Source organism: Stenotrophomonas sp. SXG-1, from assembly GCF_014083965.1.
Taxonomy (GTDB): domain Bacteria; phylum Pseudomonadota; class Gammaproteobacteria; order Xanthomonadales; family Xanthomonadaceae; genus Stenotrophomonas; species Stenotrophomonas geniculata.
This window is the reverse complement of sequence record NZ_CP046588.1, coordinates 3,758,549-3,779,480: the sequence shown is the minus strand read 5'-3', so window position 1 is coordinate 3,779,480 and position 20,932 is coordinate 3,758,549. Positions and strand designations below refer to the sequence as shown.

General features: G+C 68.1%; 21 protein-coding genes. 10 read left to right on the top strand and 11 right to left on the bottom strand.

From position 1 onward, the window contains the following. Positions 1-61: 61 nt before the first annotated feature. On the top strand, positions 62-892 hold the full coding sequence (gene fghA, locus GOC52_RS17230) for an S-formylglutathione hydrolase (RefSeq protein ID WP_019336472.1): 831 nt from the start codon (positions 62-64) through the stop codon (positions 890-892). Between the two features lie 187 nt (positions 893-1,079). Beyond that, entirely contained in the window at positions 1,080-2,525 is a 1,446-nt protein-coding gene (locus GOC52_RS17225) for a GGDEF domain-containing protein (protein WP_010480871.1), read from the top strand. Between the two features lie 54 nt (positions 2,526-2,579). Here GOC52_RS17225 and GOC52_RS17220 read toward each other — a convergent pair whose 3' ends face one another. Together GOC52_RS17220 and GOC52_RS17215 are read right to left on the bottom strand one after the other, a co-directional pair. After that, positions 2,580-3,050 carry a hypothetical protein gene (locus tag GOC52_RS17220; RefSeq protein WP_191849984.1) on the bottom strand — a complete coding sequence of 157 codons (471 nt, stop codon included), beginning with the start codon at positions 3,048-3,050 and terminating at the stop codon, positions 2,580-2,582. A 5-nt stretch (positions 3,051-3,055) separates the two neighbouring features. Then, complete coding sequence (locus tag GOC52_RS17215) at positions 3,056-3,502, bottom strand: universal stress protein (protein ID WP_043400104.1); 447 nt, start codon at positions 3,500-3,502, stop codon at positions 3,056-3,058. A gap of 141 nt (positions 3,503-3,643) precedes the next feature. Here GOC52_RS17215 and GOC52_RS17210 point away from each other — a divergent pair, with 141 nt between their 5' ends. The 4 genes from GOC52_RS17210 to GOC52_RS17195 all read left to right on the top strand — a co-directional run bounded on the left by GOC52_RS17210 (position 3,644) and on the right by GOC52_RS17195 (position 8,759). Next, positions 3,644-4,561, top strand: coding sequence for a LysR family transcriptional regulator (locus tag GOC52_RS17210; RefSeq protein ID WP_010480868.1), 918 nt, complete (start codon positions 3,644-3,646; stop codon positions 4,559-4,561). A 153-nt stretch (positions 4,562-4,714) separates the two neighbouring features. Beyond that, positions 4,715-6,244, top strand: a complete 1,530-nt coding sequence (locus GOC52_RS17205; RefSeq protein ID WP_191849982.1) for an MFS transporter — start codon at positions 4,715-4,717, stop codon at positions 6,242-6,244. A 20-nt stretch (positions 6,245-6,264) separates the two neighbouring features. Next, a complete protein-coding gene (locus GOC52_RS17200) occupies positions 6,265-7,347 on the top strand; it encodes an HlyD family secretion protein (RefSeq protein WP_191849980.1) in 1,083 nt (360 codons plus the stop codon). After that, positions 7,344-8,759, top strand: coding sequence for an efflux transporter outer membrane subunit (locus GOC52_RS17195; protein ID WP_100446719.1), 1,416 nt, complete (start codon positions 7,344-7,346; stop codon positions 8,757-8,759). The genes GOC52_RS17200 and GOC52_RS17195 overlap by 4 nt, the downstream gene beginning before the upstream one ends. A 40-nt stretch (positions 8,760-8,799) precedes the next feature. Here GOC52_RS17195 and GOC52_RS17190 read toward each other — a convergent pair whose 3' ends face one another. From GOC52_RS17190 to GOC52_RS17170, 5 genes are all read right to left on the bottom strand, one after another. Next, a complete protein-coding gene (locus tag GOC52_RS17190; protein WP_053443843.1) occupies positions 8,800-9,138 on the bottom strand; it encodes a hypothetical protein in 339 nt (112 codons plus the stop codon). 77 nt (positions 9,139-9,215) lie between these two features. Beyond that, positions 9,216-10,157: a DegV family protein gene (locus tag GOC52_RS17185; RefSeq protein WP_010480860.1), complete on the bottom strand. Its 942-nt coding sequence runs from the start codon at positions 10,155-10,157 to the stop codon at positions 9,216-9,218. 95 nt (positions 10,158-10,252) lie between these two features. Next, a complete protein-coding gene (locus tag GOC52_RS17180) occupies positions 10,253-10,885 on the bottom strand; it encodes a 2-hydroxychromene-2-carboxylate isomerase (RefSeq protein WP_054172487.1) in 633 nt (210 codons plus the stop codon). Between the two features lie 20 nt (positions 10,886-10,905). Beyond that, positions 10,906-12,189, bottom strand: a complete 1,284-nt coding sequence (locus GOC52_RS17175; protein ID WP_049411696.1) for an amidohydrolase family protein — start codon at positions 12,187-12,189, stop codon at positions 10,906-10,908. Then, positions 12,189-13,598: an amidohydrolase gene (locus tag GOC52_RS17170; RefSeq protein ID WP_191849977.1), complete on the bottom strand. Its 1,410-nt coding sequence runs from the start codon at positions 13,596-13,598 to the stop codon at positions 12,189-12,191. Before GOC52_RS17170 ends, GOC52_RS17175 begins: the two co-directional genes overlap by 1 nt. A 151-nt stretch (positions 13,599-13,749) precedes the next feature. Here GOC52_RS17170 and GOC52_RS17165 point away from each other — a divergent pair, with 151 nt between their 5' ends. After that, positions 13,750-14,526, top strand: coding sequence for an AMP nucleosidase (locus tag GOC52_RS17165; RefSeq protein WP_010480853.1), 777 nt, complete (start codon positions 13,750-13,752; stop codon positions 14,524-14,526). A gap of 43 nt (positions 14,527-14,569) precedes the next feature. Further along, positions 14,570-15,109: a DUF924 family protein gene (locus GOC52_RS17160; protein WP_043400116.1), complete on the top strand. Its 540-nt coding sequence runs from the start codon at positions 14,570-14,572 to the stop codon at positions 15,107-15,109. A 77-nt stretch (positions 15,110-15,186) separates the two neighbouring features. Here GOC52_RS17160 and grxD read toward each other — a convergent pair whose 3' ends face one another. Next, positions 15,187-16,113: a Grx4 family monothiol glutaredoxin gene (grxD, locus tag GOC52_RS17155; protein ID WP_010480849.1), complete on the bottom strand. Its 927-nt coding sequence runs from the start codon at positions 16,111-16,113 to the stop codon at positions 15,187-15,189. A gap of 59 nt (positions 16,114-16,172) precedes the next feature. Here grxD and GOC52_RS17150 point away from each other — a divergent pair, with 59 nt between their 5' ends. Next, complete coding sequence (locus GOC52_RS17150) at positions 16,173-16,952, top strand: polysaccharide deacetylase family protein (protein WP_099560028.1); 780 nt, start codon at positions 16,173-16,175, stop codon at positions 16,950-16,952. A gap of 75 nt (positions 16,953-17,027) precedes the next feature. On the opposite strand, the gene GOC52_RS17145 is transcribed toward GOC52_RS17150, so the two are convergent. The 3 genes from GOC52_RS17145 to GOC52_RS17135 are packed head-to-tail and all read right to left on the bottom strand — an operon-like array spanning position 17,028 to position 19,644. Beyond that, positions 17,028-17,744 carry a class I SAM-dependent methyltransferase gene (locus GOC52_RS17145; protein ID WP_029379711.1) on the bottom strand — a complete coding sequence of 239 codons (717 nt, stop codon included), beginning with the start codon at positions 17,742-17,744 and terminating at the stop codon, positions 17,028-17,030. Positions 17,745-17,748: 4 nt separating this feature from the next. Then, the gene (locus GOC52_RS17140) at positions 17,749-18,366 is read right to left on the bottom strand and encodes an SGNH/GDSL hydrolase family protein (RefSeq protein WP_191849976.1); all 618 of its coding nucleotides are present in this window, start codon (positions 18,364-18,366) and stop codon (positions 17,749-17,751) included. A 3-nt stretch (positions 18,367-18,369) separates the two neighbouring features. Continuing rightward, on the bottom strand, positions 18,370-19,644 hold the full coding sequence (locus GOC52_RS17135; protein WP_010480840.1) for a pyridoxal phosphate-dependent aminotransferase: 1,275 nt from the start codon (positions 19,642-19,644) through the stop codon (positions 18,370-18,372). 114 nt (positions 19,645-19,758) lie between these two features. Between GOC52_RS17135 and rsgA the strand changes: the two genes are divergently transcribed. Beyond that, positions 19,759-20,868: a ribosome small subunit-dependent GTPase A gene (gene rsgA / locus GOC52_RS17130; protein ID WP_053443496.1), complete on the top strand. Its 1,110-nt coding sequence runs from the start codon at positions 19,759-19,761 to the stop codon at positions 20,866-20,868. The last annotated feature ends 64 nt before the right edge of the window (positions 20,869-20,932 follow it).

Here is a 20,932-nt window from a genome sequence, read left to right as displayed (position 1 = left end):
CGACCAAGGTCGGCATCTACCAGAAGTACGCGTGCGCTGGCGCGCCGCGCAGGAGAGCACCATGGAACGCATTGAACACCGCGCCTGTTTCGGCGGCTGGCAGGACGTCTACCGCCATCATTCCACCACGCTGGGCTGCGACATGCAGTTCGCCGTGTACCTGCCGCCGCAGGCGGAAACGCAGGCACTGCCGGTGCTGTACTGGTTGAGCGGCCTGACCTGCACCGAGCAGAACGTCATCACCAAGGCCGGCGCGCAGCGCTATGCGGCCGAGCACGGTGTGATCATCGTTGCGCCTGATACCAGCCCGCGCGGCGATGACGTGGCCGATGCCGAAGGCTATGACCTGGGCAAGGGGGCGGGGTTCTACCTCAATGCCACCCGTGCGCCGTGGGCGAAGCACTACCGCATGCACGACTACGTGACACAGGAACTGCCGGCACTGATCGAGGCGAATTTCCCGGTCACCGATGCGCGTGGCATCAGCGGCCACTCGATGGGCGGTCACGGTGCGCTGGTGATCGCGCTGCGCAACCCGGGGCGCTACCGCAGCGTGTCGGCGTTCTCGCCGATCGTTGCACCCAGCCACGTGCCGTGGGGGCAGAAGGCCTTCCACGCCTACCTGGGCGACAACCCGGCGGACTGGGCGCAATGGGACGCCAGCGAGCTGGTCGCCGTGGCCCGTGAGCGCCTGCCGTTGCTGGTCGACCAGGGCGAGGCGGACGAATTCCTGCAGACCCAGCTGCAGCCGCAGCGCCTGCAGCAGGCCTGCGATGCCGCCGGCCATCCGCTGACCCTTCGCCTGCAGCCCGGCTACGACCACAGCTACTACTTCATCGCCAGTTTCATCGGGGAGCACATCGCCCACCACGCCCGCGCCCTGCACGGCTGAGGGCGTTCCGGTGGTGCCGGCTGCTGGCCGGCTACCTGCCGCCCTGTGATTCCCTGGGATTGCCGGCAGTAGCCGGCACTACCCTGGTGGTGCACGCGGAGTGTCGTTTTGCCGCAGTGGATCACGCCGCTGTGGCGTGCAGGCGCGCTATGGTGCGGCCATACGGCCTTGCGGATCGGGGGGATGCATGCCGGTAGTGCTGGCGATGCTGTACGTGCTTTGCCATGGGCTGGTCGTGGCGTTCTGGCCGAGCCCGGCGGGCGTAGGCTCTTTCGTATTCCTGACCGGTGCGCCGCTGCTGGCCGCTGCCGCGTGCCTGGTGCGGGCGCAACGTGACCGCGCCGCTCTGGGCTGGCGTGCTACCGCGATGGCACTGCTGCTGTGGGCCGGCGGCATGACGTTCAACATGGTGGATGCGCTGGGCGCCGGCCGGGCTGACTTCACCCCGCGCGTCAGCCTGTTGTTGTACGTGCTGTATGGCGTGCCGCTGGTGTTCATCCTGGCCCGGGCACGCCGCGAGCGCTTGAGCATCAGCCTGATCGACGCGGCGATGGCGGCGTTGCTGGGGGTGCTGTTCTTCGTGCACACCGCATCGTTTGCCGCCCGTGTCGAGGTCGACGCCCATGCGATGTCCAACATGCAGCGCATGTTCGACATCCAGAATCTGTGTATCGCCGGGTTCGCCGTGGTGCGATGGCTGGCCGGCGACGTGCCCGAACGGCGTAGATTCTTCCGCGCACTGGCGCTGTACGCTCTGGCCTATCTGCTGGTGGCCTACTACATCAACCATTACACATCCGATGATGCATTCGGTGCGTTCAACGATCTGCTGATCGACGTACCTTTTCTGCTGATCGCCTGCTTGGCGCTGGACACGGCGCCGGACACAGGCACCACGGCACACCCGAGGCTGGCGCGGACGGTACAGGCCGCCGGTCCGATCATCCTGCCATTGCTGCTGCTGGTGGTCGGCACGTTGGTGGTCGATCATGCGCGGCCGTTGGCGGTCGCGGGCTTCGTCGTAGCTACCCTTGGTTTCGGCCTGCGCAGCGTGTTGCTCCAGGCGGATCTTCTGGAACGCCAGGCAGCACTGGATCAACTTGCGCGGCAGGATGGCCTGACCGGCGTGGCCAACCGTCGCGAATTCGACGCACGGCTGATGTCCGAGTGGAATCGCGCACGGCGCAGCGGCACCGAGCTGGGCCTGCTGCTGGTGGATATCGACCACTTCAAGGCCTTCAACGACCAGCACGGCCATCCGGCTGGTGATCGTTGCCTGCAGGCGGTGGCCGGGGTGCTGAAGGCCATAGCCGGTCGCGGTGGTGACAGCGTTGCTCGCTATGGCGGCGAGGAATTCGCCGTGATCGTGCCGGGAAGCCCGCTCTCGGGCGTGCTGGCGCTGGCCGAGCGCCTGCGCGAGGCGGTGGCAGCGCTGCCGCTGCCGGAAGGGTCGGTCAGTATCAGCATCGGAGTGGGCTACCTGCATCCGCCGGCCCTGGCCAGTGCCGATCAGTTGCTGGCGGACGCCGATGCCGGCCTGTATGCCGCCAAGCGCGCCGGTCGCAACCAGGTGATCCTGCATGCGCACGTGCTCGACGACGAAGGCAGTGCGCACGGCAGGATGGATTGCTGAGCGCGCCAGGTAGCCGCTCCCTGTGCGCGATTGCGCACGGTCGGCGCGGCCGGGTCATCGCTGCCGCAGCCAGCCGGTGGGATCGAGCAGCCTCAGCCCGACCGGTGACAACGAGCGCTGTCGCAACGGCAGTTTTGCCGCCTGCACGGCTATCGCACAGCGCGCCAGCTGCTGGCGCAACGGTGCCAGCGTGTCGTCTTCGCGCGGGCGCGCATGCCGCCATTGTGCGATGCGCAGCAGGCAGACCAGCAGGTCCAGTTCGCTGGCGGCAATGAACGGAGAGCCGGCGGGCAACAGGTCGATCGGTGCCGTCGGCGCGGCCAGCAGCGGCAGCAGGTTGATGAACGCGTCGCAGCCTTCAGGATCAACGCCGAGGCCGCTCAGCTGTGCGAGTCCATCGGCTACGAGATCGGGGTCACGCAGCTGGCGTATCGCCGCCAGCAGCGCCTGCTCGCCACGGCCGAACTGGCGGCCGAAGGCACGGTAGCTGACCCGGGTGGGAAACAAGGGGGAACGGGAGGCCATGGCAGCTAGGGTTGTGGGTCGCGGGTTTCCACCAGCACGGGGCAGGGGGCGTGATCGATGGTCCATTGCCCGATCGAGGGTTCGAACAGGCGCTCCAGCCGGGACAGGTGGCGGTGGCCGATCACGATCAGGTCGCACTTCAGGCGCCTGGCCTGGTCGCTGATGACTTCGCCGGGGTCGCCGGAGGGGATCTGCGCGATGGCATCGACGCCGCGCTCGCGCAGCTCGGCCAGGGCTTCGGCCAGCACCGCCTCGGCGCGGGAGCGCTGGCGGGCGGCTTCCGGGTACTCGATACGGTCGGCTTCGCTGGCATCGGCCGCCAGCGCGAATTCGGGGTCGAGCACGCACAGCAGGTGCAGGCGGCTGCGGGGGCCGGCAATGGCCGCGGCCAGGTCCAGCACGCGCGCGTGCTGGGGGCCACCGTCCAGGGCGACCAGCAGGGTATTGAACATGGATGTCTCCTTGGCAGGCCGGGGATGGTCGCCGATGTCATCGCGCGCACCCATGCCGTGCGCGGCAGTCAATGAATGCGTAGAACGCAATCCATGGTGGTTGCAAGTGCCGTAGAGTCATCTGATTTACCGGAGACTGTCATGCCCCTGCCGGACCTGAACCTGTTGCTGGCACTGGACGTGCTGATTGACGAATGCAGCGTGGCCGCCGCTGCGCGCCGGATGAACCTGAGCGCGCCGGCAATGAGCCGCACCCTGGGCCGGATCCGCACTGCGCTGGGCGACCCGGTGCTGGTGCGTGCAGGCCGCGGTCTGGCGCCCACACCCCGCGCCCTGCAGCTGCGCGAGCAGGTCCGCGATGTGATCGAGCAGGCCCACCGCGTCTTCAACGCCGGTCGCGAAGTAGACATGCGCGTGCTCGAGCGGACCTTCAGCGTGCGTGCCAATGATGTGTTCGTCGGTGGTTTCGGCGGACGCCTGCGCGAGCTGTTCCGCCAGCAGGCGCCGCGCGCAGTGCTGCGCTTCGTGCCCGAGGGCGATACCGACGACGATGCGATGGCACAGGGCCGGATCGACCTGTACATCAGCACGGCCGGCAAGCATGCGCCCGATACCAAGGTGCAGAACCTGTTCAGTACCTCGTTCATGGGCGCAGCGCGCGAAGACCATCCACTGTTCGACGAGGAGATCAGTGCCGAGCGCTTTGCCGCGTGCGACCACATCGCGGTGTCGCGCCGTGGCCTGCCACGTGGGCCGATCGATGATGACCTGGCCACGCTCGGCCTGCAGCGTCGCGTGGCGCTGATCAGCCCGACCTTCCACGGTGCGATCTTCGCGGCGGCCGAATCGGACCTGATCCTGCCGCAGATGCCAAGCGTGATGCTGGAGCGGATCGTCAACATGCGCCTGCCGTTGCGCCTGTTCCCGCTGCCGATTCCGGTGCGGACCGCGGCCATCGTGCAGGCCTGGCATCCGCGCCTGGACAACGACGCCGCGCACCAGTGGCTGCGGCGCTCGATCAAGACCATGTGCGAAAGCGCAGGGGAGGCCTCGCGCTGACATCTGCATGCGTGCGCCCGGCGCACGCCTGGGATGCCGGCGACGCCATTTTTTACAGGATACCGGCTCCCTAGACTGCGCTCCCCGGAGTTTCACTGAGCGCATTCCAATGACCCCCAACATGCCGTGCACTGCACGGATCGGTGCCCGGCGATGAGTACGCCGGCCGCCGCTGTCCCGGCCGCCGCGCCGCCCCGTCCTGCCACCGCCCCCGGGCTCGATCGCCGCATTCTGGTCGGCCTGTGTGGCGTGCTGCTGGCGGTGCTGGTGTCGGGCTTCAACGAGAACATCACCAAGGTCGCATTGGCCGACATCCGTGGCGCGATGGGTTTCAGCGTCGACGACGGCAGCTGGGTCGTCGCCCTCTACAGCGCGATGTCGGTCAGCGCGATGGCGTTCGCACCGTGGTGCGCCGCCACCTTCTCGCTGCGTCGCTTCGCATTGGCGATGATCGGTGGGTTCATGGTGCTGGGCGTGCTGTGCCCGCTTGCCCCGAACCTGCAGGTGTTCCTGCTGCTGCGCGCGCTGCAGGGCCTGTGCGGTGGTGCACTGCCGCCGTTGCTGATGAGCGTGGCGCTGCGCTTCCTGCCCCCGGGCATCAAGCTGTACGGCCTGGCCGGCTACGCGCTGACGGCGACGTTCGGCCCGAGCATGGGCACGCCGCTGGCCGCGTTCTGGGTCGAGCAGGTGGGCTGGCACTGGGCGTTCTGGCAGATCGTGCCGTACTGCCTGGCCGCCATGGCGATGGTCGGCTGGGGCCTGCCTCAGGACCCGCTGCGGCTGGAGCGTTTTGCCCAGTTCGATGGCGTCGGCCTGCTGCTGGGCCTGCCGGCGCTGGTGCTGCTGGTGCTGGGCCTGGTGCAGGGCCCGCGCCTGAACTGGTTCGACTCGCCGATGATCACGCTGATGATCGGTGGCGGTGCCGGCCTGATGGTGCTGTTCATGATCAATGAATGGTTCCACCCCTTGCCGTTCTTCAAGCTGCAACTGCTGGCCAACCGCAATCTCAGCTACTCGCTGGTGACGCTGGGCGGCGTGCTGTTCGTGCTGCTGGCGGTGATCTCCATCCCGTCCGGTTTCCTGGCCAGCGTGCAGGGCTACCGGCCGTTGCAGACCGCACCGATGCTGCTGTGGGTGGCGTTGCCGCAGGTGATCGCGCTGCCGCTGGTGGCGGCGCTGCTGAACATCCGCGCGGTGGATTGCCGCTGGGTGCAGGCCACCGGCCTGACGATGCTGGCCCTGGCCTGCTGGCTGGGCTCGCACCTGGACGTGGCCTGGATCCGCGACAACTTCCTGTGGGTGCAGCTGCTGCAGGTGTTCGCACAACCCATGGCAGTGCTGCCGCTACTGATGCTGGCCACCGGCGGCCTGGCGCCGCAGGACGGCCCATTTGCCTCGGCGTGGTTCAACACGGTCAAGGGTTTCGCTGCGGTGCTCGCCAGCGGCGTACTGGATGCCGTCGCCCAGGGCCGCCGTCATTTCCATTCCACCGTGCTGGTCGACCGCCTGGGCGAGCAACCGTGGCTGGCCGATGGCCCGCAGCTCGGCGCGCGCCTGCATGCACAGGTGCAGGCGCTGACCTCGGCCGACCTGTACTGGGTGGTCGCGCTGGTGGCGCTGGCCTTCATTCCCCTCATTGCCTGGATGCCCACCCGCATCCACCCGCCACGTGCCGTGGCCTGAACCTTTCGCAGGAACCCCTCATGACGATCAATCGAACCACTCTCAACACCGGCCTGGGCCTGGGCGTACTGGCCCTGGCCATCGGCGCCTGGCTGCTGCTGCGCGACTCTGGCCACCAGAGCACCAACAATGCGTACGTGGTGGCCGACTACACCCTGGTGGCTCCGAAAATTCCCGGCTTCGTCAGTGCCGTGGAGGTGGAGGACAACCAGTCGGTGAAGGCCGGCGACGTGCTGGCCCGCATCGACGACCGTGACTACCAGGTCGCCCTGCAGGCGGCCCGTGCCGACCTTGCCAATGCCCGCGCACAGCTCGCCAACGCACAGGCCGCACTGGCCCAGCAGGATTCGCTGATCGCGCAGGCCAGGGCCAGTGTCGATGTCAGCCGTTCCGAACTGACCCTGGCCAGTGCCGACCAGCAGCGCTACCGCGAACTGGCCCGTGACGGCGCCGGAACCGTGCAGAACGCGCAGCAGGCGCAGTCGAAGCAGGCCGTGGCCAGTGCCCACCTGCAGCAGGGCCAGGCGGCGCTGTCGACCGCGCGCCAGCGCACCGACATCCTGACCGCCGGTGTGCAGGCTGCGCAGGCCGCGGTGCAACGCGCGGAAGCGGCGCAGGCCCGCGCAGAACTGGATCTGTCGCACACCGTGCTGCGTGCACCGATCGACGGCGTGGTCGGTCGTCGAGCAGTGCGCGTAGGTGCCTACCTGACCCCGGGTACACCGGTGGCCGCGGTGGTGCCGCTGAAGCGTGCCTTCGTGGTCGCCAACTTCCAGGAAACACAGATGACCCGCATGCAGGCCGGCCAGCAGGTCGAACTGAAGGTGGACGTGTTCCCGGGCAAGCCGCTGCGCGGGCACATCGACAGCATCGCGCCGGCCACCGGCGTCACCTTCGCCGCTGTCGCACCGGAGAATGCCACCGGCAACTTCACCAAGGTGGTGCAGCGTATTCCGGTGAAGATCGTGCTGGAGCCGGGCCAGCCGCTGCTGGACCAGCTGCGTGCCGGCATGTCGGTGGAAGCCAGTGTCGACCTGGGCAGCCGCGCGCGCGCGCAGAGCGTGAAGCACAGTCCGGGCCATGAGGCCGGGGAGGGCGCATGAGCGCAGTTGCCTTGTTCCGCAGCACCTTCGTCGCGGCCAGCCTGTGCACGGCCCTGGCTGCCTGCACGATGGGGCCGGACTTCGTACGTCCTCAGGCGGAACTGCCCAGTCACTGGCAGGGCGAGGCCGTCGCGGGCAACGCGATCGATCAGGACGCCGCCTGGTGGGCCGGCTTCGACGACCCACTGCTCGGACAGCTGGCCAGCCAGGTGCTGGAGGCCAACCTGGACCTGCAGCTGGCGGCCAACCGCGTGCAGCAGAGCCGCGCCGCGCGTGGCATCAGCGCTGCCGACCGTCTGCCCAGCGTCAGCGCAACCGCCAGCGGCGCACGCGCACGCAACAGCGAGGTGGGCTTGAACGATCCGTCCGGCAACGGCGGTCGTGATGACTATGGGCTGTTCCAGGCCGGCATCGGCCTGAGCTGGGAACTGGATCTGTGGGGCCGCGTGCGCCGCCAGGTGGAAGCCGCCGATGCGCGTGTGCAGATGGCCGAGGAGGATGCACATGCAGTGCGCATCGCGCTGCTGGCGGAAACCGCGCGTGATTATCTGCAGCTGCGCGCGACGCGGCAGCTGCTGGCGATCACCGAGGACAACCTCGGCATCGCCCACGACATCAAGCGCCTGACCGAAGCACGCCAACGCCAGGGCGTGGCCAGCACGCTGCAGGTGTCCAGCGCGTCCGCGCAGGTGGCATCGCTGCAGGCACGCATCGCGCCGCTGCGGCATCGTGAATCGCAGCTGCGCAATGCACTGGCGTTCCTGCTGGCGCAGCCTCCGCAGGCACTGGATGCGCAGCTGCAGAATGCATGCCGTGACTGGCCCGCACTGCCGGCCGTGGCGGTGGGGCTGCCCAGCGAACTGGCCGAGCGTCGCCCTGACATCCGTCGCGCCGAAGCGGCGTTGCATGCCGCAACGGCCGGCATCGGCGTGGCCAAGGCCAGTTTCCTGCCGCGTATCACCTTGAATGGCGACGCTGGCTTCCAGGCCAAGCAGCTGGATGATCTGGATGGCTGGAACGCACACCGTTTCAGCATCGGGCCGTCGATCAGCCTGCCGATCTTCCAGGGCGGCAGGCTCAAGGCCAACCTCGCGTTGAGCAAGCTGCAGCAGCAACAGTCGTCGCTGCAGTTCCAGCGCACGGTGCTGCAGGCCTGGCATGAAGTGGACGACGCCATCGATGGCTACGCCGCCGAACAGCAGCGCACCGTGCAGCTGCACGTGGCGGTGGACGAAAGCGAGACCGCGCTCGGTGCGGCGCGCCGGCAGTACCAGGCCGGCGTGGTCGACATGCTGGACGTGCTGACCACCCAGCGCATCGCACTGGACAACCAGGCTGCACTGGCCAACAGCCAGGCTACGGCGGCAATCGCGCGGGTGGAGCTGTACCGCGCGCTGGGCGGTGGCTGGTAGGGAAATGGAAACGCCGGGCCATGCCCGGCGGGCGGGTGCCTCAACGCACGTCGCGCAGTTCCCAATGGTGGCCGGCCAGCAGGCGCAGGCGCTGCTTGAACACGTCGCTGTCGATGCGGGTGGTCGCCACCAGGTTGATGCGCAGATCCTTCTGTTCGCCGGTTACGGTGGCATCCGGATCGGTCACGCCCCATTGCGGTTCCACCGCATCCGGGTCGGGTTGCTTGGCCTTCCAGCGCTCGAACAGCGCGCCGCTGCGCAGCGCGTCCTGCAGTTCCTCGGCGAAGCCGGCGGCGCCCTGCGAATGGAAGGACAGGTCAGGGTCGTTGCCGCGGGCCTTGGAGGGATCGGGCAAGCTGATGTGGTACTGCGCAGGCATGGAGTTCTCCTTGAAGTGCGGCAAGGCTGGCACAGTCGTGGTGGAATCGATGTGCAGATTCCAGCCACGGTTGGCCTTCATTCAAACCGATGTGGCCCATCGGCAAAGCCCACGGTGACCGCGCCCTTGCCGACATTGACCATGCCGGTCAGGCTCATCACCGATTCGTACACGGCCACGCCATGGGTGGCGCAGACCTCCTTCAACTGGGCGTAGCCGGGCAGGGTGCGCAGCTCGTCCAGCTCACCGCCGTAGCTGACGCACACCGTCGGTGTCATCAGCCCGGCACGCACACGTTGGCCGACCACCGCGAAAAGCTTCTGCACGGCGTTGTCGAAGCCCTTGATCTTGGCCACCGGCCCGGTCTCGCCGCGGTAGCCATGCAGCACCGGCTTGATGTCCAGTGCGCTGCCCAGCGCGGCGCTGAGCAGGCCGACACTGCGGTCGCCCTTGTGCCGCGCACGCGCGCGCATGTAGTACAGGTCACGGGTGACCATGTAGCCGTGCACGTTGCTGGCCAGTTCCTCCAGCCGCTCACGGATCTGCTGCACGCTGGCATTGCTGTCGCGCAGACGCACGGCTTCCACCGCGGTCACCGCCTGGGCAGCGAACAGGTTCTGGGTGTCGAGCACGCGCAGCGCGAACGGCGAGTTGTAGCCCGCTGCCTGACGCACCGGCTTGTAGTCGTTGAGGATGGCGAAGCTGGCCTGCAGTGCGTTGTCATGGATCGGGCTGCGGGTCTTGGTGATGGTCATGCAGAACACGTGGTCGTAGTCGATCACCAGCTGCTGCAGGAACAGGTCGCGGATCTGGTTGACGCTGAAGGGGATGGTTTCCGCCTCCGCGCCGTGCTCGGCCACGTGCGCGTGCAGGAAGCTCAGCGTGGCCTGCTCATCGCGGTGATCGGCCAGCACGGCTTCGCCGATCCGTACGGTGATCGGCAGCAGCACGATGTTGTGTGTGGCGATGAAGTCCGGCGGCAGGTCGCAGGCCGAGTCGACGACGATTCCGATGCGCATCCGCGGCTCCCCCTCCAGGGCGGTTGTAGGTTCGGAAACGTGAAATCTATCTCAAATCCCAGCCCGGCGCGCGAGGGAAACGCGCCACGCCCTGTTCAGCGACTGCGCTGCACCGCCACCGGCAGGTTGGCCAAGCGCTGCCATTCGGGCTGCCGCAGCAGGCCCGGATCGGCCAGCACCGCCGCCATCAGCGGATGCGCGTCGTTGCCCCAGAACAGGTCGTCGCCGATGGCCAGGGTGGGGACCCCGAACACGCCGGCCGCGATCGCGACCTCCGTGTTGCGCCGCAGCTGCTCCTTCACTGCAGGCCCGGCAATGGCGGATGCGACATCCTCGATGCCCAGCCGTGCGCCGGGTTCGCGCAGGGCTTCGGCGCTGTCGGCCGCGTTGCCGTCGCGCCAGATCCAGTCGAACAGTACGTCCACCGCCTGCACGCTGGAACCGGCGGCCAGGCACAGGCGCAGGGCGGACAGCGGGTTGAACGGATGGCCGGGCGGGAACCGCAGCGGTGTTCCCTCGGCCTGTGCGGTCCACAGCAGCTGGCGGTAGATGAAGCGGCGCTTGGCCGGAATCTCGGCCGGCCCGAGGTTGCCCAGGTGATGCAGCACCGCACCGAAGGCGATCGGCACGGTCTGGATCTGCGCGAACTGCGGCAGCTGCTTCAGCTTCTGCCAGTGCAGGTAGGAGTAGGGCGAAACGAAGTCGAAGTACCAGCGCAGTGTCGCCATCGGTGTGTCCTCGTGTGCGGTCAGGGCTGCGCGTTGCGCTGCAGGTAGCGGTCGCGCAGGTCGGTCTGGCGCGAGCGCATCGGCATCGCACGGCCGCCCAGCCAGACCTGCTCGGCATAGTGCGCCACGTCCAGCGGGTCGCCTTCCCACAGCACCAGGTCGGCGCGTTTTCCAGGCTCGATGCTGCCGATCTGGTCGGCCACCCCGAACGCCTGCGCCGGCACCCGGGTCAGCCCGGCCAGGCCATCGGCCCACGGCAAACCGTTGGCCACCGCGTTGCCGGCCAGCTGGCGCATCTTGCGCGCGTTGTGGGTGGCGTCGCCGCGCTGCACGAACGACACCGGCACGCCGGCGCGTTGCAGGCGTGCGGCATTTTCCAGGGTGGCGCCGATCTGGTCGAAGCTGGCCGGCAGGTTGGCCAGCACGTCGACGAACACCGGCACCTGTGCGGCGGCCAGCTCCGGCGCGACCTGCCACGCTTCGCTGGCACCGGCGATGGCGATCTTCACCTTCTCGCGCGCGGCCCAGCGCAGCAGCTGGCGGATGTCCGAGGCACGATCGACCTCCACCACGATGCGGCCCTGGCCGGCCAGGTAGCGGCTGAGTGCGCGACGCCCGGCCGGCGTCAGCAGTGCGTGCGGCGAGTCCGCAGCCACCTGTCCGCGTGCTTCGTCGATCATCTGCTGCAACAGCATCCATTGCGCGGCGCGTGAATGCCCGGTCAGTTCGGAGGCTGCCGCGCCGATGCGCAGGAACAGGGCGCGCGGGCCGATCGGGTCGGCGCTGCCGTCCAACCGCATCACGCCGCCCTGGCCAGCCACGAAACCACCGCCGGTGGCAGCGCCCAACGCAGTGAAGCCGATGCCTTCCAGGCGCGTGACCGGAATCAGCACCGAGGCCGGGTTGTAGGCGAGGGTGACGTCGAATTCCGGACGCAGTGGTTGCTCGCCGAGCTTCAACGAACTGTCCACCGTGCTCGATTCACCCGAGACCTCTTCGATGCCGGTTTCGGTGATACCGCCGAACAGCGCCGGCGTCAGGGGGCGGCCATTGGCCTCGATCACGGTGGCGCCGGCAGGCGCTGACAGGCCGTTGCCCACCGCGCGGATGATGCCGCCCTGCACCAGCACATCGGCGTTCTGCAGGCTGCCGCGCGTGCTGGCGGTATGCACCGTCGCGTTGCGCACCAGCAGGTCCTGTGCCGATGCGGATGCGGAAATGCAGGCCAGCACCATGACAGTAGAACCGAGCCATGCCCGGCTGCCCTTCGCGGCAGACTGCGCCAACTGCTTGAGCACCACCATCAGCGCACCTCCTGGCCGAGCTGGAAATCAGAACGCGGCGTGCTCGCCGGCGCGCCGCGGTCATACAGCCGCCGGCCGTCGATGAAGACCTGCTCAGCCAGTGCGTACGAACTGAAGGGGTTGCCGTTCCACACCACCACATCGGCCATCTTGCCGGCTTCCAGGGTGCCGGTCTGGCCCTCGATGCCCAGCGCCTTGGCGGCGTTGGCGGTCATCCAGGTGATGGCGTGCTCGGGCGTGATCTCCGCCATGCGCGCGCGGCGCGCGGACGCCATTACCTTGGCCGCTTCCTGGTTCAGGCGCTGGATGCCTTCGGGTGAATCGGAATGGACGATGGCACAGCTGTTCTTCGGCCGGTCGACCAGCGCGATGTTCTCGGGAATGCCGTCGAAGGCTTCCATCTTGAAGCCCCACCAGTCGGCCCAGAGTGCGCCGCAGACGCCGTCGGCGGCCAGCCGGTCGGCCAGCTTGTAGGCCTCCACACCGTGGTGGAAAGCGGCCACCTTGAAGCCGAATTCCTTGGCCAGGTCGAGCATGGTGGCCATCTCGTCGGCGCGGTAGCAGTGGATGTGCACGCGGATGTCGCCTTCGATGGCGCCGGCCAGCGTGTCCAGCTTGAGATCGCGCTTGCCGCCTGCATCCCCGGCGCTGTCGCCCTTGTCGCTGCCGAACCATCCCTTGCGCTTGGCCGGCATGGGTTTGTTCTTGGCGATGTAGTCGGCGGCGTCGATGAAGGCGGCACGGTAGCCGGCCACGTTGCCCATGCGCGTGGCCGGGGTCACGCCCTTGCCTTCGCCATAGACCCGCTTGGGGTTCTCGCCGCAGGCCATCTTCAGGCCCCATGGTGCGCCGGGGAACTTCATCGCCTGGTAGGTGATGGCCGGGACGTTCTTCAGGGTCACGCCGCGGCCACCCACCAGGTTGGCCGAGCCGGGCAGCACCTGCATGCTGGTCACGCCGCCGGCCAGTGCCGTGGCGAAGCCTGGGTCCTGCGGCCACACCGAGTGTTCGGCCCAGACGTTGGCGGTGACCGGTGCGGTCATCTCGTTGCCGTCGCTGTGCGCGCCGACGCCGGGGCTGGGGTATACACCCAGATGCGAATGCACGTCGATCAGCCCGGGGGTGACCCACTTGCCCTGCGCATCGATGCGGGTGACACCGGCATCGGCCTGCAGCTGGCGACCGACGGCGACGATGCGGCCGTCGCGCAGCAGCACGTCGGCGTTGTCCAGGCGCTGGCCGGTACCGGTCAGCACCGTGGCGTTCTGGATCAGTACCGGCGCATCAGGATGGGCCTGGTAGGTGCTGGAGTAGGGATCGGCGACGAAGCGCGAGGCGCCCACCGCCGGAGCCGTGCTCAATGAAAGCAGTGCCAGGGCTACCCCAGCGCGCAACAACGTCGATGCCATGCAGTTCCCCTTGCAGCCTGGTCCAACCGCCGACGCTAGCCCGGAGGCGGCGGGCTTGCCAAGTGACCTTCTTCACAGGCCTGCCGACGGTAGCTCGACGGCACCAGCCGGGTGGCTGAAAATACCCGGTCCCCGCCGTACCGGACCGCCCATGAAGAGCAAGCAGGAAATCGTCGACAACTGGCTTCCCCGGTATACCGGCGTGCCCTTGGACCAGTTCGGCCAGCACATCCTGCTGACCAACTTCGGGGGCTACCTGCATACGTTCTCCGAGCTGACCGGCGCGCCGGTCATCGGCCTGGACCGGCCGATGGCCAGTGCCACCATCGATGGCATCACCATGATCAACTTCGGCATGGGCAGCCCCAATGCCGCGATCATCATGGACCTGCTGTCGGCGGTGATGCCCAAGGCGGTGCTGTTCCTGGGCAAGTGCGGTGGCCTCAAGCGCAAGAACCAGCTGGGTGACCTGGTGCTGCCGATCGCTGCGATCCGTGGCGAGGGTACCTCGGGCGATTACCTGCCACCGGAAGTCCCGGCCCTGCCGGCCTTTGCCCTGCAGCGTGCGGTCTCGACCATGATCCGCGACCTCGGCCACGACTACTGGACAGGCACGGTCTACACCACCAACCGCCGGGTCTGGGAACACGACGAGGGCTTCAAGGAGCGGCTGCGGGCGATGCGCTGCATGGCCATCGACATGGAAACGGCCACGGTGTTCGCCGCCGGCTTCGCCAACCACATCCCCAGTGGCGCGCTGCTGCTGGTCTCGGACCAGCCGATGATCCCCGATGGGGTCAAGACCGAAGCCTCCGATGCCAAGGTCAGCTCCCAGTTCGTGGAAAACCATATCCAGATCGGTATCGAGGCGCTTAAGCTTATCCGGCGCAACGGCAAGTCGGTCCGCCACCTGCGCTTCGACGAATGATGATGAAGGCCGGGCGCGGGGCGTCCGGGCCTGGGAGTAGGTAATGGACGTTGCCGCGCAAGTGGTGGAATTCTGGAACGAGGCGGGCCCTGCAAAGTGGTTCGCCCGCGATGATGCGTTCGACGCGCAGTTCCGCCAGTTGTTTCTGGATGAGCATTTCGCCGCCGCTTCGCGCGGGCGTGAGCATTGGCTGGGCAGTGCCGAAGGGGCGCTGGCCCTGATGCTGCTGCTGGACCAGTTCCCGCGCAACTGCTTCCGCGGTACCGCCCACTCCTACGCCACCGATGGCCTGGCTCGGCATTACGCCATGCGCGCCATCGAGGAAGGCCTGGACCTGCAGCTGGTGCCGAAGCTGCGCGCCTTCATCTACCTGCCGTTCGAGCACTCCGAGGATCCGCTGGACCAGGACCGCTCGGTGGCGATGTTCGACGTGCTGGGTGACAAGGAATACCTGCAGTACGCCGAACTGCACCGCGACATCATCCGCCGCTTCGGGCGCTTCCCGCATCGCAATGCCGTGCTGGGCCGCATCCCCACGCCGGAAGAACTGGATTACCTGGCCGAAGGCGGGTTTGCCGGCTAAGAAAAAGGGGACGGAGGGGATTAAGACGTTTATGGCACAAACGACTTAATCCCCTCCGTCCCCTTTTTCAGTGCCGATCAGTACTTCGGCACGCCGTTGTCCACGTCTTCGGACCAGGCATTGATGCCGCCGGTGACGTTGAACACCTTGGTGAAGCCGAGGGCGCGGAACTGCTCGGCGGCCTGCGCGCTGCGGCCACCGTGGTGGCACATGAAGGCCAGTGCGGTGTCCTTGGGCAGGGCTTCCAGCTCGGCACGGCCGTTGCCGTCGAAGGTCTTGAACGGAACGCCCACGGCGGCGATCTCACGCTCGTCGGCCGGGCGCACGTCCACCAGGGTGATGTTGCCGGCACGCACCATGTCATCGGCATCACGCACGCTGATTTCCTGTACCGGCTTCGGCGCGTTCGGGTTGTCGATGGCCAGGCCCTTGCCGCGGATGTCGTCCACCCAGTCGATGGTGATGCCGTTGGCGCGACGGGCGCTGGACAGGTCGAACTGCACGCGCAGGCCGTTGGATTCGGCAGCGATCGCGCCTTCGTCATGCGGGGCCAGCTGGAAGTTCGGCTGGAAGCCGGCGTCGATGGTCAGCTGCAGGGCAGCGCCCGGAGCGTCGGCCAGCGCGCCCTTGAGCATTTCCACGGCGGCCGGGGTGACGGTGATGCTCGGCGGGGTGCGGTCCGGTGCGGCCAGCCCCAGCACGCTGCTCAGCTCACCGCTGGCAGCCATCTGCAGCACGATGTCGCTGCCGCCGACCAGTTCGCCGTCGATGTACAGCTGCGGGATGGTCGGCCAGTCGCCGTAGGCCTTGATGCCTTCACGGATTTCCTGGTCGGCCAGCACGTTGACGTGGGCGAACTCGACACCGAGGTCCTGCAGGGCGCCCACGGCCTTGGCCGAGAAACCACACTGCGGCATCGACGGCTGGCCCTTCATGAACAGCACGACGCGGTTGGCGTTGAGGATGGATTCGATGCGCGAACGCAGGGCGGGATCGAGGGACATGGACGTCGGGGTTCCGGGAATTCGAATCATCAATTCTACCCCCCATGGCATCATGGGGGATGAGCAACGCAGGAACATTGCATCGCATCCCGGCCCGCCCCTGGCGCTGGCTGCCCTGGCTGGTGGCGTCGCAGCTGGCCGTGATCCTGGTCTGGGTACAGGCTGGGTGGCACTGGGGGCTGCCGCTGATGGTGGCCAGCCACGCGCTGTTCATGGTGCCGGTGTTCCTGCCCAACAGCCGTTTCTACGCGCCGGTACTGAGCCGGGTGCCGGACGCCGGCAACAGTGTCTGGCTGACGATCGATGACGGCCCCGGCCCGGAAACCCGTGCCGTGCTCGACCTGCTGGATCGCCACCAGGCGCGTGCGACCTTCTTCCTGGTGGGGGACCGTGCGCTGGCGCAGCCGGAACTGGTGGCCGAGATCCTGCGCCGTGGCCACGACCTCGGCAATCACAGCCACAGCCACCCGCAGGCCCGCTTCTGGCGGCTGGGACCGGCTGCGATGCGCGCCGAGATCGAAGGCTGCCAGCATGCATTGCAGGCCCTGAGCGGGCATCCGGTGCGCTGGTATCGCTCTGTGGTGGGCATGACCAACCCGTTCGTGGCGCCGGTGTTGAAGGCGCTCGGCCTGGTGCGCGTGGGCTGGAGTGCACGCGGTTACGACGGCGTCGGCTGCACGCCGGAGGGCGTGCTGGCGCGTTTGCTGCCCGACCTGCGGCCAGGAGCCATCGTGCTGCTGCACGAAGGCGCCGCCCACGGCCACAATCTGGTGATCATCGAGCGCGTGCTGCAGGCGCTGGACGAACGCGGGCTGAAGGCGCAGCTGCCTACCGGCTGATACGTATGCGGTAGCGCCGAGCCATGCCCGGCGGATGCCACAGGTGCCGCTCCGCTCGCCGGGCATGGCCCGGCGCTACAGGTTCCGGCGTGCCACCAGCAGCCAGCTGTTGAACGGCGTACGCCCATGCAGCGGCCGGGGGGCGGTCACCTGCAATCCCGCTTCGGCAAGCGTCGTCTGCAGCACCTCTGGATCGGGGTAGTGGCGCGGCCGCGTGCCCATCCAGCCGACCAGCCAGGCCAGCCGGTCCGCCACCCGCGTGGTGCGGTCGCGGCCATCGCCGGTGGCCAGCGGCGTGCGCAGCAGCAGGCAGCCACCGGGAGCCACCCGCGCACTGGCCGCGCGCAGCAGTGCCTGCTGCGGGCCCGCGTCCAGGTACTGCAGCACGTCCAGCAGCAGGACGTGCCCGGCCTGCGCCGGTAGCGGCGCCTGCACATCCACGCAGTCGAAGCGCACGTCATGCAGTTCGACGGCAGCACGTTGCGCGCGGGCGATCTTGCCCGCATCCACATCCACGCCCAGGTAGCGTTGGGTGCCGCCGCGCTGGCGCAGTACATGGGCGAACAGGCCCAACCCGCAGCCGAGGTCCAGCACCGGCTGCCCGTCCTCAGGCAGATGCTGCAGCACGCCGTCGTACAGCGGATCGCTGCCGAGCTTGCTACGGGTGTAGTAGTAGTCGCGGCGGCTGCCCCAGGCCTGCGCCGGGCGGAACGCTTCGGCGATCAAGCGCGCCTGCGGGGACGTCAGGGGAGTACAGGGCAGGGGCGGGCCGTTCCGTGGCGTGCCGTCCATCGCTTCAGTCCGTGCCGCCAAGCAGATGCGTGGCCACCGGAAGGGCGCGTGCGCTCCACAGCGCGTACATCCGCGCTGAAGGATGCAGGCCGTCCTCGGCAATCATCGTCGGGTCTTCGCCCTGTGCGCGGCTGATGTCGGTGATGTCGACGAAGGCCACGCCGTGCCGGGTACTGATCACCTCGGCGGCGGCATTGAACTCGTCGGTCTGGATCTCGATCGCGGCCAGGTCGCGGCCACTGCCGGCACCGAACGGGGTGGCACCCCAATCGGGGAAGGACAGCACCAGCACGCGGCCGGCATCACCGCCGGCGAAGCCGATCGCCCGCTGCAGCAGGGCCTGGAACTGGCTGCGGTATTCGTCCAGAGGACGCCCGCGGTACTGGTTGTTGACGCCGATCAGCAGGCTGACGAAATCGAACGGACCCTGCGGTGCGGTCGCGTCGATACCCGCATCGAGCTCGTCAGTGGTCCAACCCGTGGTGGCGATCGTCTGCGGGTCGGCCAGATCGATGCCCTGCGCGCGCAGCGCGGCGGCGAGCTGATGCGGCCAGCGACCGTCGACCGCGACCGCTTCACCAATGGTGTAGGAATCGCCTAGGGCCAGATACGACAAGCCCATCGCTCAAGCCACCGACCGGCGGGGCTTCAGCGGCACGACCTTGGTCGCATCCTCGGCACGCCGCGCCAGCACGCGGTCGATGCGGGCGAACACATCGCGCATCACCGAAGCTTCCGGCATCAGGGTCACGCGGAAATGATGGCGGTAGGGCACGTTGAAGCTTGAGCCCGGCACTACCAGCACGCCTTCGTTGTTCATCAGGTCCAGCGCGAAATCGTGGTCGTCGAAGCCCTTCGCAGCGGCACCGACCACGGCCGGGAACGCATACAGCGCGCCGGCCGGCGCGACCAGTGACAGGTGCTCGCTGGCTTCGCAGGCCTCGATCACCGCGCGGCGGGTTTCATACAGGCGGCCGCCCGGCGTGCACAGCTCGGAGATGGTGTCCGGACCGTTCACCGCCGCCTCGATGGCGTACTGGCCCGGCACGTTGGCGCACAGGCGCAGTGCGCCCAACAGGTCCAGCGCGGCGCGGAAGTCGCCCAGGCGGGCATCGTCACCGCTGAGGTGGGCCCAGCCCACACGCCAGCCGCAGGCGCGGTGCACCTTGCTCAGGCCACTGAAGGTCAGGCACGGATGATCACCGGCCAGCGGCGCGACCGGCTGGAACACCGCGTCGTCGTACAGGATCTGGTCGTAGATCTCATCGACCAGCAGCAGCAGGTTGTGGCGGCGCGCGATTTCCACCACGCGCTCCAGCAGTTCGCGCGGGTAGCTGGCGCCGCTGGGATTGTTCGGATTGATCAGCACGATGGCGCGGGTGCGCGAAGAGACCAGCGTCTCGATCTCGCTCGGGTCCGGCTGGAAGCCGTTCTCCGGCGCGCAGCGGTAGTACACCGGCCGGCCATCGTTGAGGATGGTCGAAGCCGACCACAGCGGGTAGTCGGGCGAGGGCACCAGCACTTCGTCGCCCGGGTTGAGCAGCGCACGCAGTGACAGGTCGATCAGCTCGCTGACGCCGTTGCCGAGGAAGACGCGGTCCGGGTGCGCATCGGGCGCGCCACGGCGGGCGTAGTAGCTGGCGATGGCTTCGCGCGCCACCGGCAGGCCCTGCTGGTGGGTGTATGGGTCGGTGCGGCCCATGTCGTCGGCGATCGCGCGTTGCAGGTGCTCCGGCGCGCGGAAGCCGAAAGCGCCCGGGTTGCCGATGTTGAGCTTGATCAGCTTGCGGCCCTGCGCCTCCAGCTCCCGGGCTCGCCGCGCCAGTTCTCCGCGGATTTCGTAGCGCACTTCGGAAAGGCGCTCGCGGATGGCCAGGGGCTTGGGCGAGGTGGTGGACATGGGAGCTGGGCCGTCAAAAGGCATGGGGCTTCCATCCTACCGGAATTGCTGCACTGCATGGCAAGGGCTCCGGGCCCGTCACTGCTGGGCTGGCAGGGCGCTGGCACAGGTAGAATGGCGGCGATGACCCAGACCCCCGATTTCATCGCCCTGCAGACCATCGGCTGGCCCTGGCCGGGCCCGCCACAGCAGGCCGACTGGCAGGCCGCGATGGCCGCGCACCCGCAGGCCCGCCCGGCACGGGTGATCGAACAGCACCGCACCCACTACGTGGTGGCCGATGGCCCGGATGCATCGATCAAGGCCGAGTCGCTGCCCGAATGGCAGCGCCCGCGCTTCCCCAGCCATGAGCGGCCGGCGGTGGGCGACTGGGTGCTGCTCGATGGCATCCGCATCGTCGCCCTGCTGCCACGGCGCACCGCGATCAAGCGTGGTGCCGCAGGTGAGCACTACCACCAGCAGGTGATCGCGGCCAACATCGATACGGTGTTCATCGTCTGTGGCCTGGACGCTGACTTCAATCCGCGCCGCATCGAGCGCTACCTGCTGCTGGTCGGCGGTGGCGGTGCCGAACCGGTGGTGGTGCTGACCAAGGCCGACCAGACCGAATACAGCGAGGATGCGCTGGCGGTGCTGGAAGAGCTGGAGATGCAGGGCATCGCGCTGCATGCGATCAATGGCCTGGATGCCGACAGCGTTGCCGTGCTGCAACCGTGGCTGGGCCCGGGCCGCACCGTGGTGCTGGTGGGCTCGTCCGGTGCCGGCAAGTCCACGTTGACCAACACGCTGCTCGGCGAGCAGCGGATGAAGACCAACGCGGTGCGTGCCAACGATTCGCGCGGACGACACACCACCACCCATCGCGCGCTGATGCCGCTGCCGACGGGCGCCTGCCTGATCGACACCCCCGGCATGCGCGAGCTGAAGCCGACCGGTGAAGAGACGCTGTCGGAAGGCGGCTTCGCCGATATCGAAGCGCTGGCCGCACAGTGCCGTTTCAATGACTGCAAGCACCAGCAGGAACCGGGCTGTGCGGTACGTGCCGCGATCGAGGCCGGCGAGATCGAAGAGAGCCGCCTGCTGAACTACTTCAAGCTGAAGGAAGAAGTGGCCGCCGCCGCCGCCAAGCTGGCGGTTCGCCAGGCCGAGACCGCGCAGGAGCGTGGTGGCAGGAAGGGCAAGGGCCAGCAGTTCCGCCCGGCGAGCAAGAACCGCCGGCGGTAGCACAGCAGCCGGGCGTGGGCTCGGCTTTACAGTGGGTCCGCGGCGGAGTCATTTCCTGTAGCGC

Bases quoted from the DNA above. Each gene is read 5' to 3' on its own strand.
- fghA (WP_019336472.1), top strand. From the start codon at position 62: ATGGAACGCATTGAACACCGCGCCTGTTTCGGCGGCTGGCAGGACGTC.
- GOC52_RS17225 (WP_010480871.1), top strand. From the start codon at position 1,080: ATGCCGGTAGTGCTGGCGATGCTGTACGTGCTTTGCCATGGGCTGGTC.
- GOC52_RS17220 (WP_191849984.1), bottom strand. From the start codon at position 3,050: ATGGCCTCCCGTTCCCCCTTGTTTCCCACCCGGGTCAGCTACCGTGCC.
- GOC52_RS17215 (WP_043400104.1), bottom strand. From the start codon at position 3,502: ATGTTCAATACCCTGCTGGTCGCCCTGGACGGTGGCCCCCAGCACGCG.
- GOC52_RS17210 (WP_010480868.1), top strand. From the start codon at position 3,644: ATGCCCCTGCCGGACCTGAACCTGTTGCTGGCACTGGACGTGCTGATT.
- GOC52_RS17205 (WP_191849982.1), top strand. From the start codon at position 4,715: ATGAGTACGCCGGCCGCCGCTGTCCCGGCCGCCGCGCCGCCCCGTCCT.
- GOC52_RS17200 (WP_191849980.1), top strand. From the start codon at position 6,265: ATGACGATCAATCGAACCACTCTCAACACCGGCCTGGGCCTGGGCGTA.
- GOC52_RS17195 (WP_100446719.1), top strand. From the start codon at position 7,344: ATGAGCGCAGTTGCCTTGTTCCGCAGCACCTTCGTCGCGGCCAGCCTG.
- GOC52_RS17190 (WP_053443843.1), bottom strand. From the start codon at position 9,138: ATGCCTGCGCAGTACCACATCAGCTTGCCCGATCCCTCCAAGGCCCGC.
- GOC52_RS17185 (WP_010480860.1), bottom strand. From the start codon at position 10,157: ATGCGCATCGGAATCGTCGTCGACTCGGCCTGCGACCTGCCGCCGGAC.
- GOC52_RS17180 (WP_054172487.1), bottom strand. From the start codon at position 10,885: ATGGCGACACTGCGCTGGTACTTCGACTTCGTTTCGCCCTACTCCTAC.
- GOC52_RS17175 (WP_049411696.1), bottom strand. From the start codon at position 12,189: ATGGTGGTGCTCAAGCAGTTGGCGCAGTCTGCCGCGAAGGGCAGCCGG.
- GOC52_RS17170 (WP_191849977.1), bottom strand. From the start codon at position 13,598: ATGGCATCGACGTTGTTGCGCGCTGGGGTAGCCCTGGCACTGCTTTCA.
- GOC52_RS17165 (WP_010480853.1), top strand. From the start codon at position 13,750: ATGAAGAGCAAGCAGGAAATCGTCGACAACTGGCTTCCCCGGTATACC.
- GOC52_RS17160 (WP_043400116.1), top strand. From the start codon at position 14,570: ATGGACGTTGCCGCGCAAGTGGTGGAATTCTGGAACGAGGCGGGCCCT.
- grxD (WP_010480849.1), bottom strand. From the start codon at position 16,113: ATGTCCCTCGATCCCGCCCTGCGTTCGCGCATCGAATCCATCCTCAAC.
- GOC52_RS17150 (WP_099560028.1), top strand. From the start codon at position 16,173: ATGAGCAACGCAGGAACATTGCATCGCATCCCGGCCCGCCCCTGGCGC.
- GOC52_RS17145 (WP_029379711.1), bottom strand. From the start codon at position 17,744: ATGGACGGCACGCCACGGAACGGCCCGCCCCTGCCCTGTACTCCCCTG.
- GOC52_RS17140 (WP_191849976.1), bottom strand. From the start codon at position 18,366: ATGGGCTTGTCGTATCTGGCCCTAGGCGATTCCTACACCATTGGTGAA.
- GOC52_RS17135 (WP_010480840.1), bottom strand. From the start codon at position 19,644: ATGTCCACCACCTCGCCCAAGCCCCTGGCCATCCGCGAGCGCCTTTCC.
- rsgA (WP_053443496.1), top strand. From the start codon at position 19,759: ATGGCGGCGATGACCCAGACCCCCGATTTCATCGCCCTGCAGACCATC.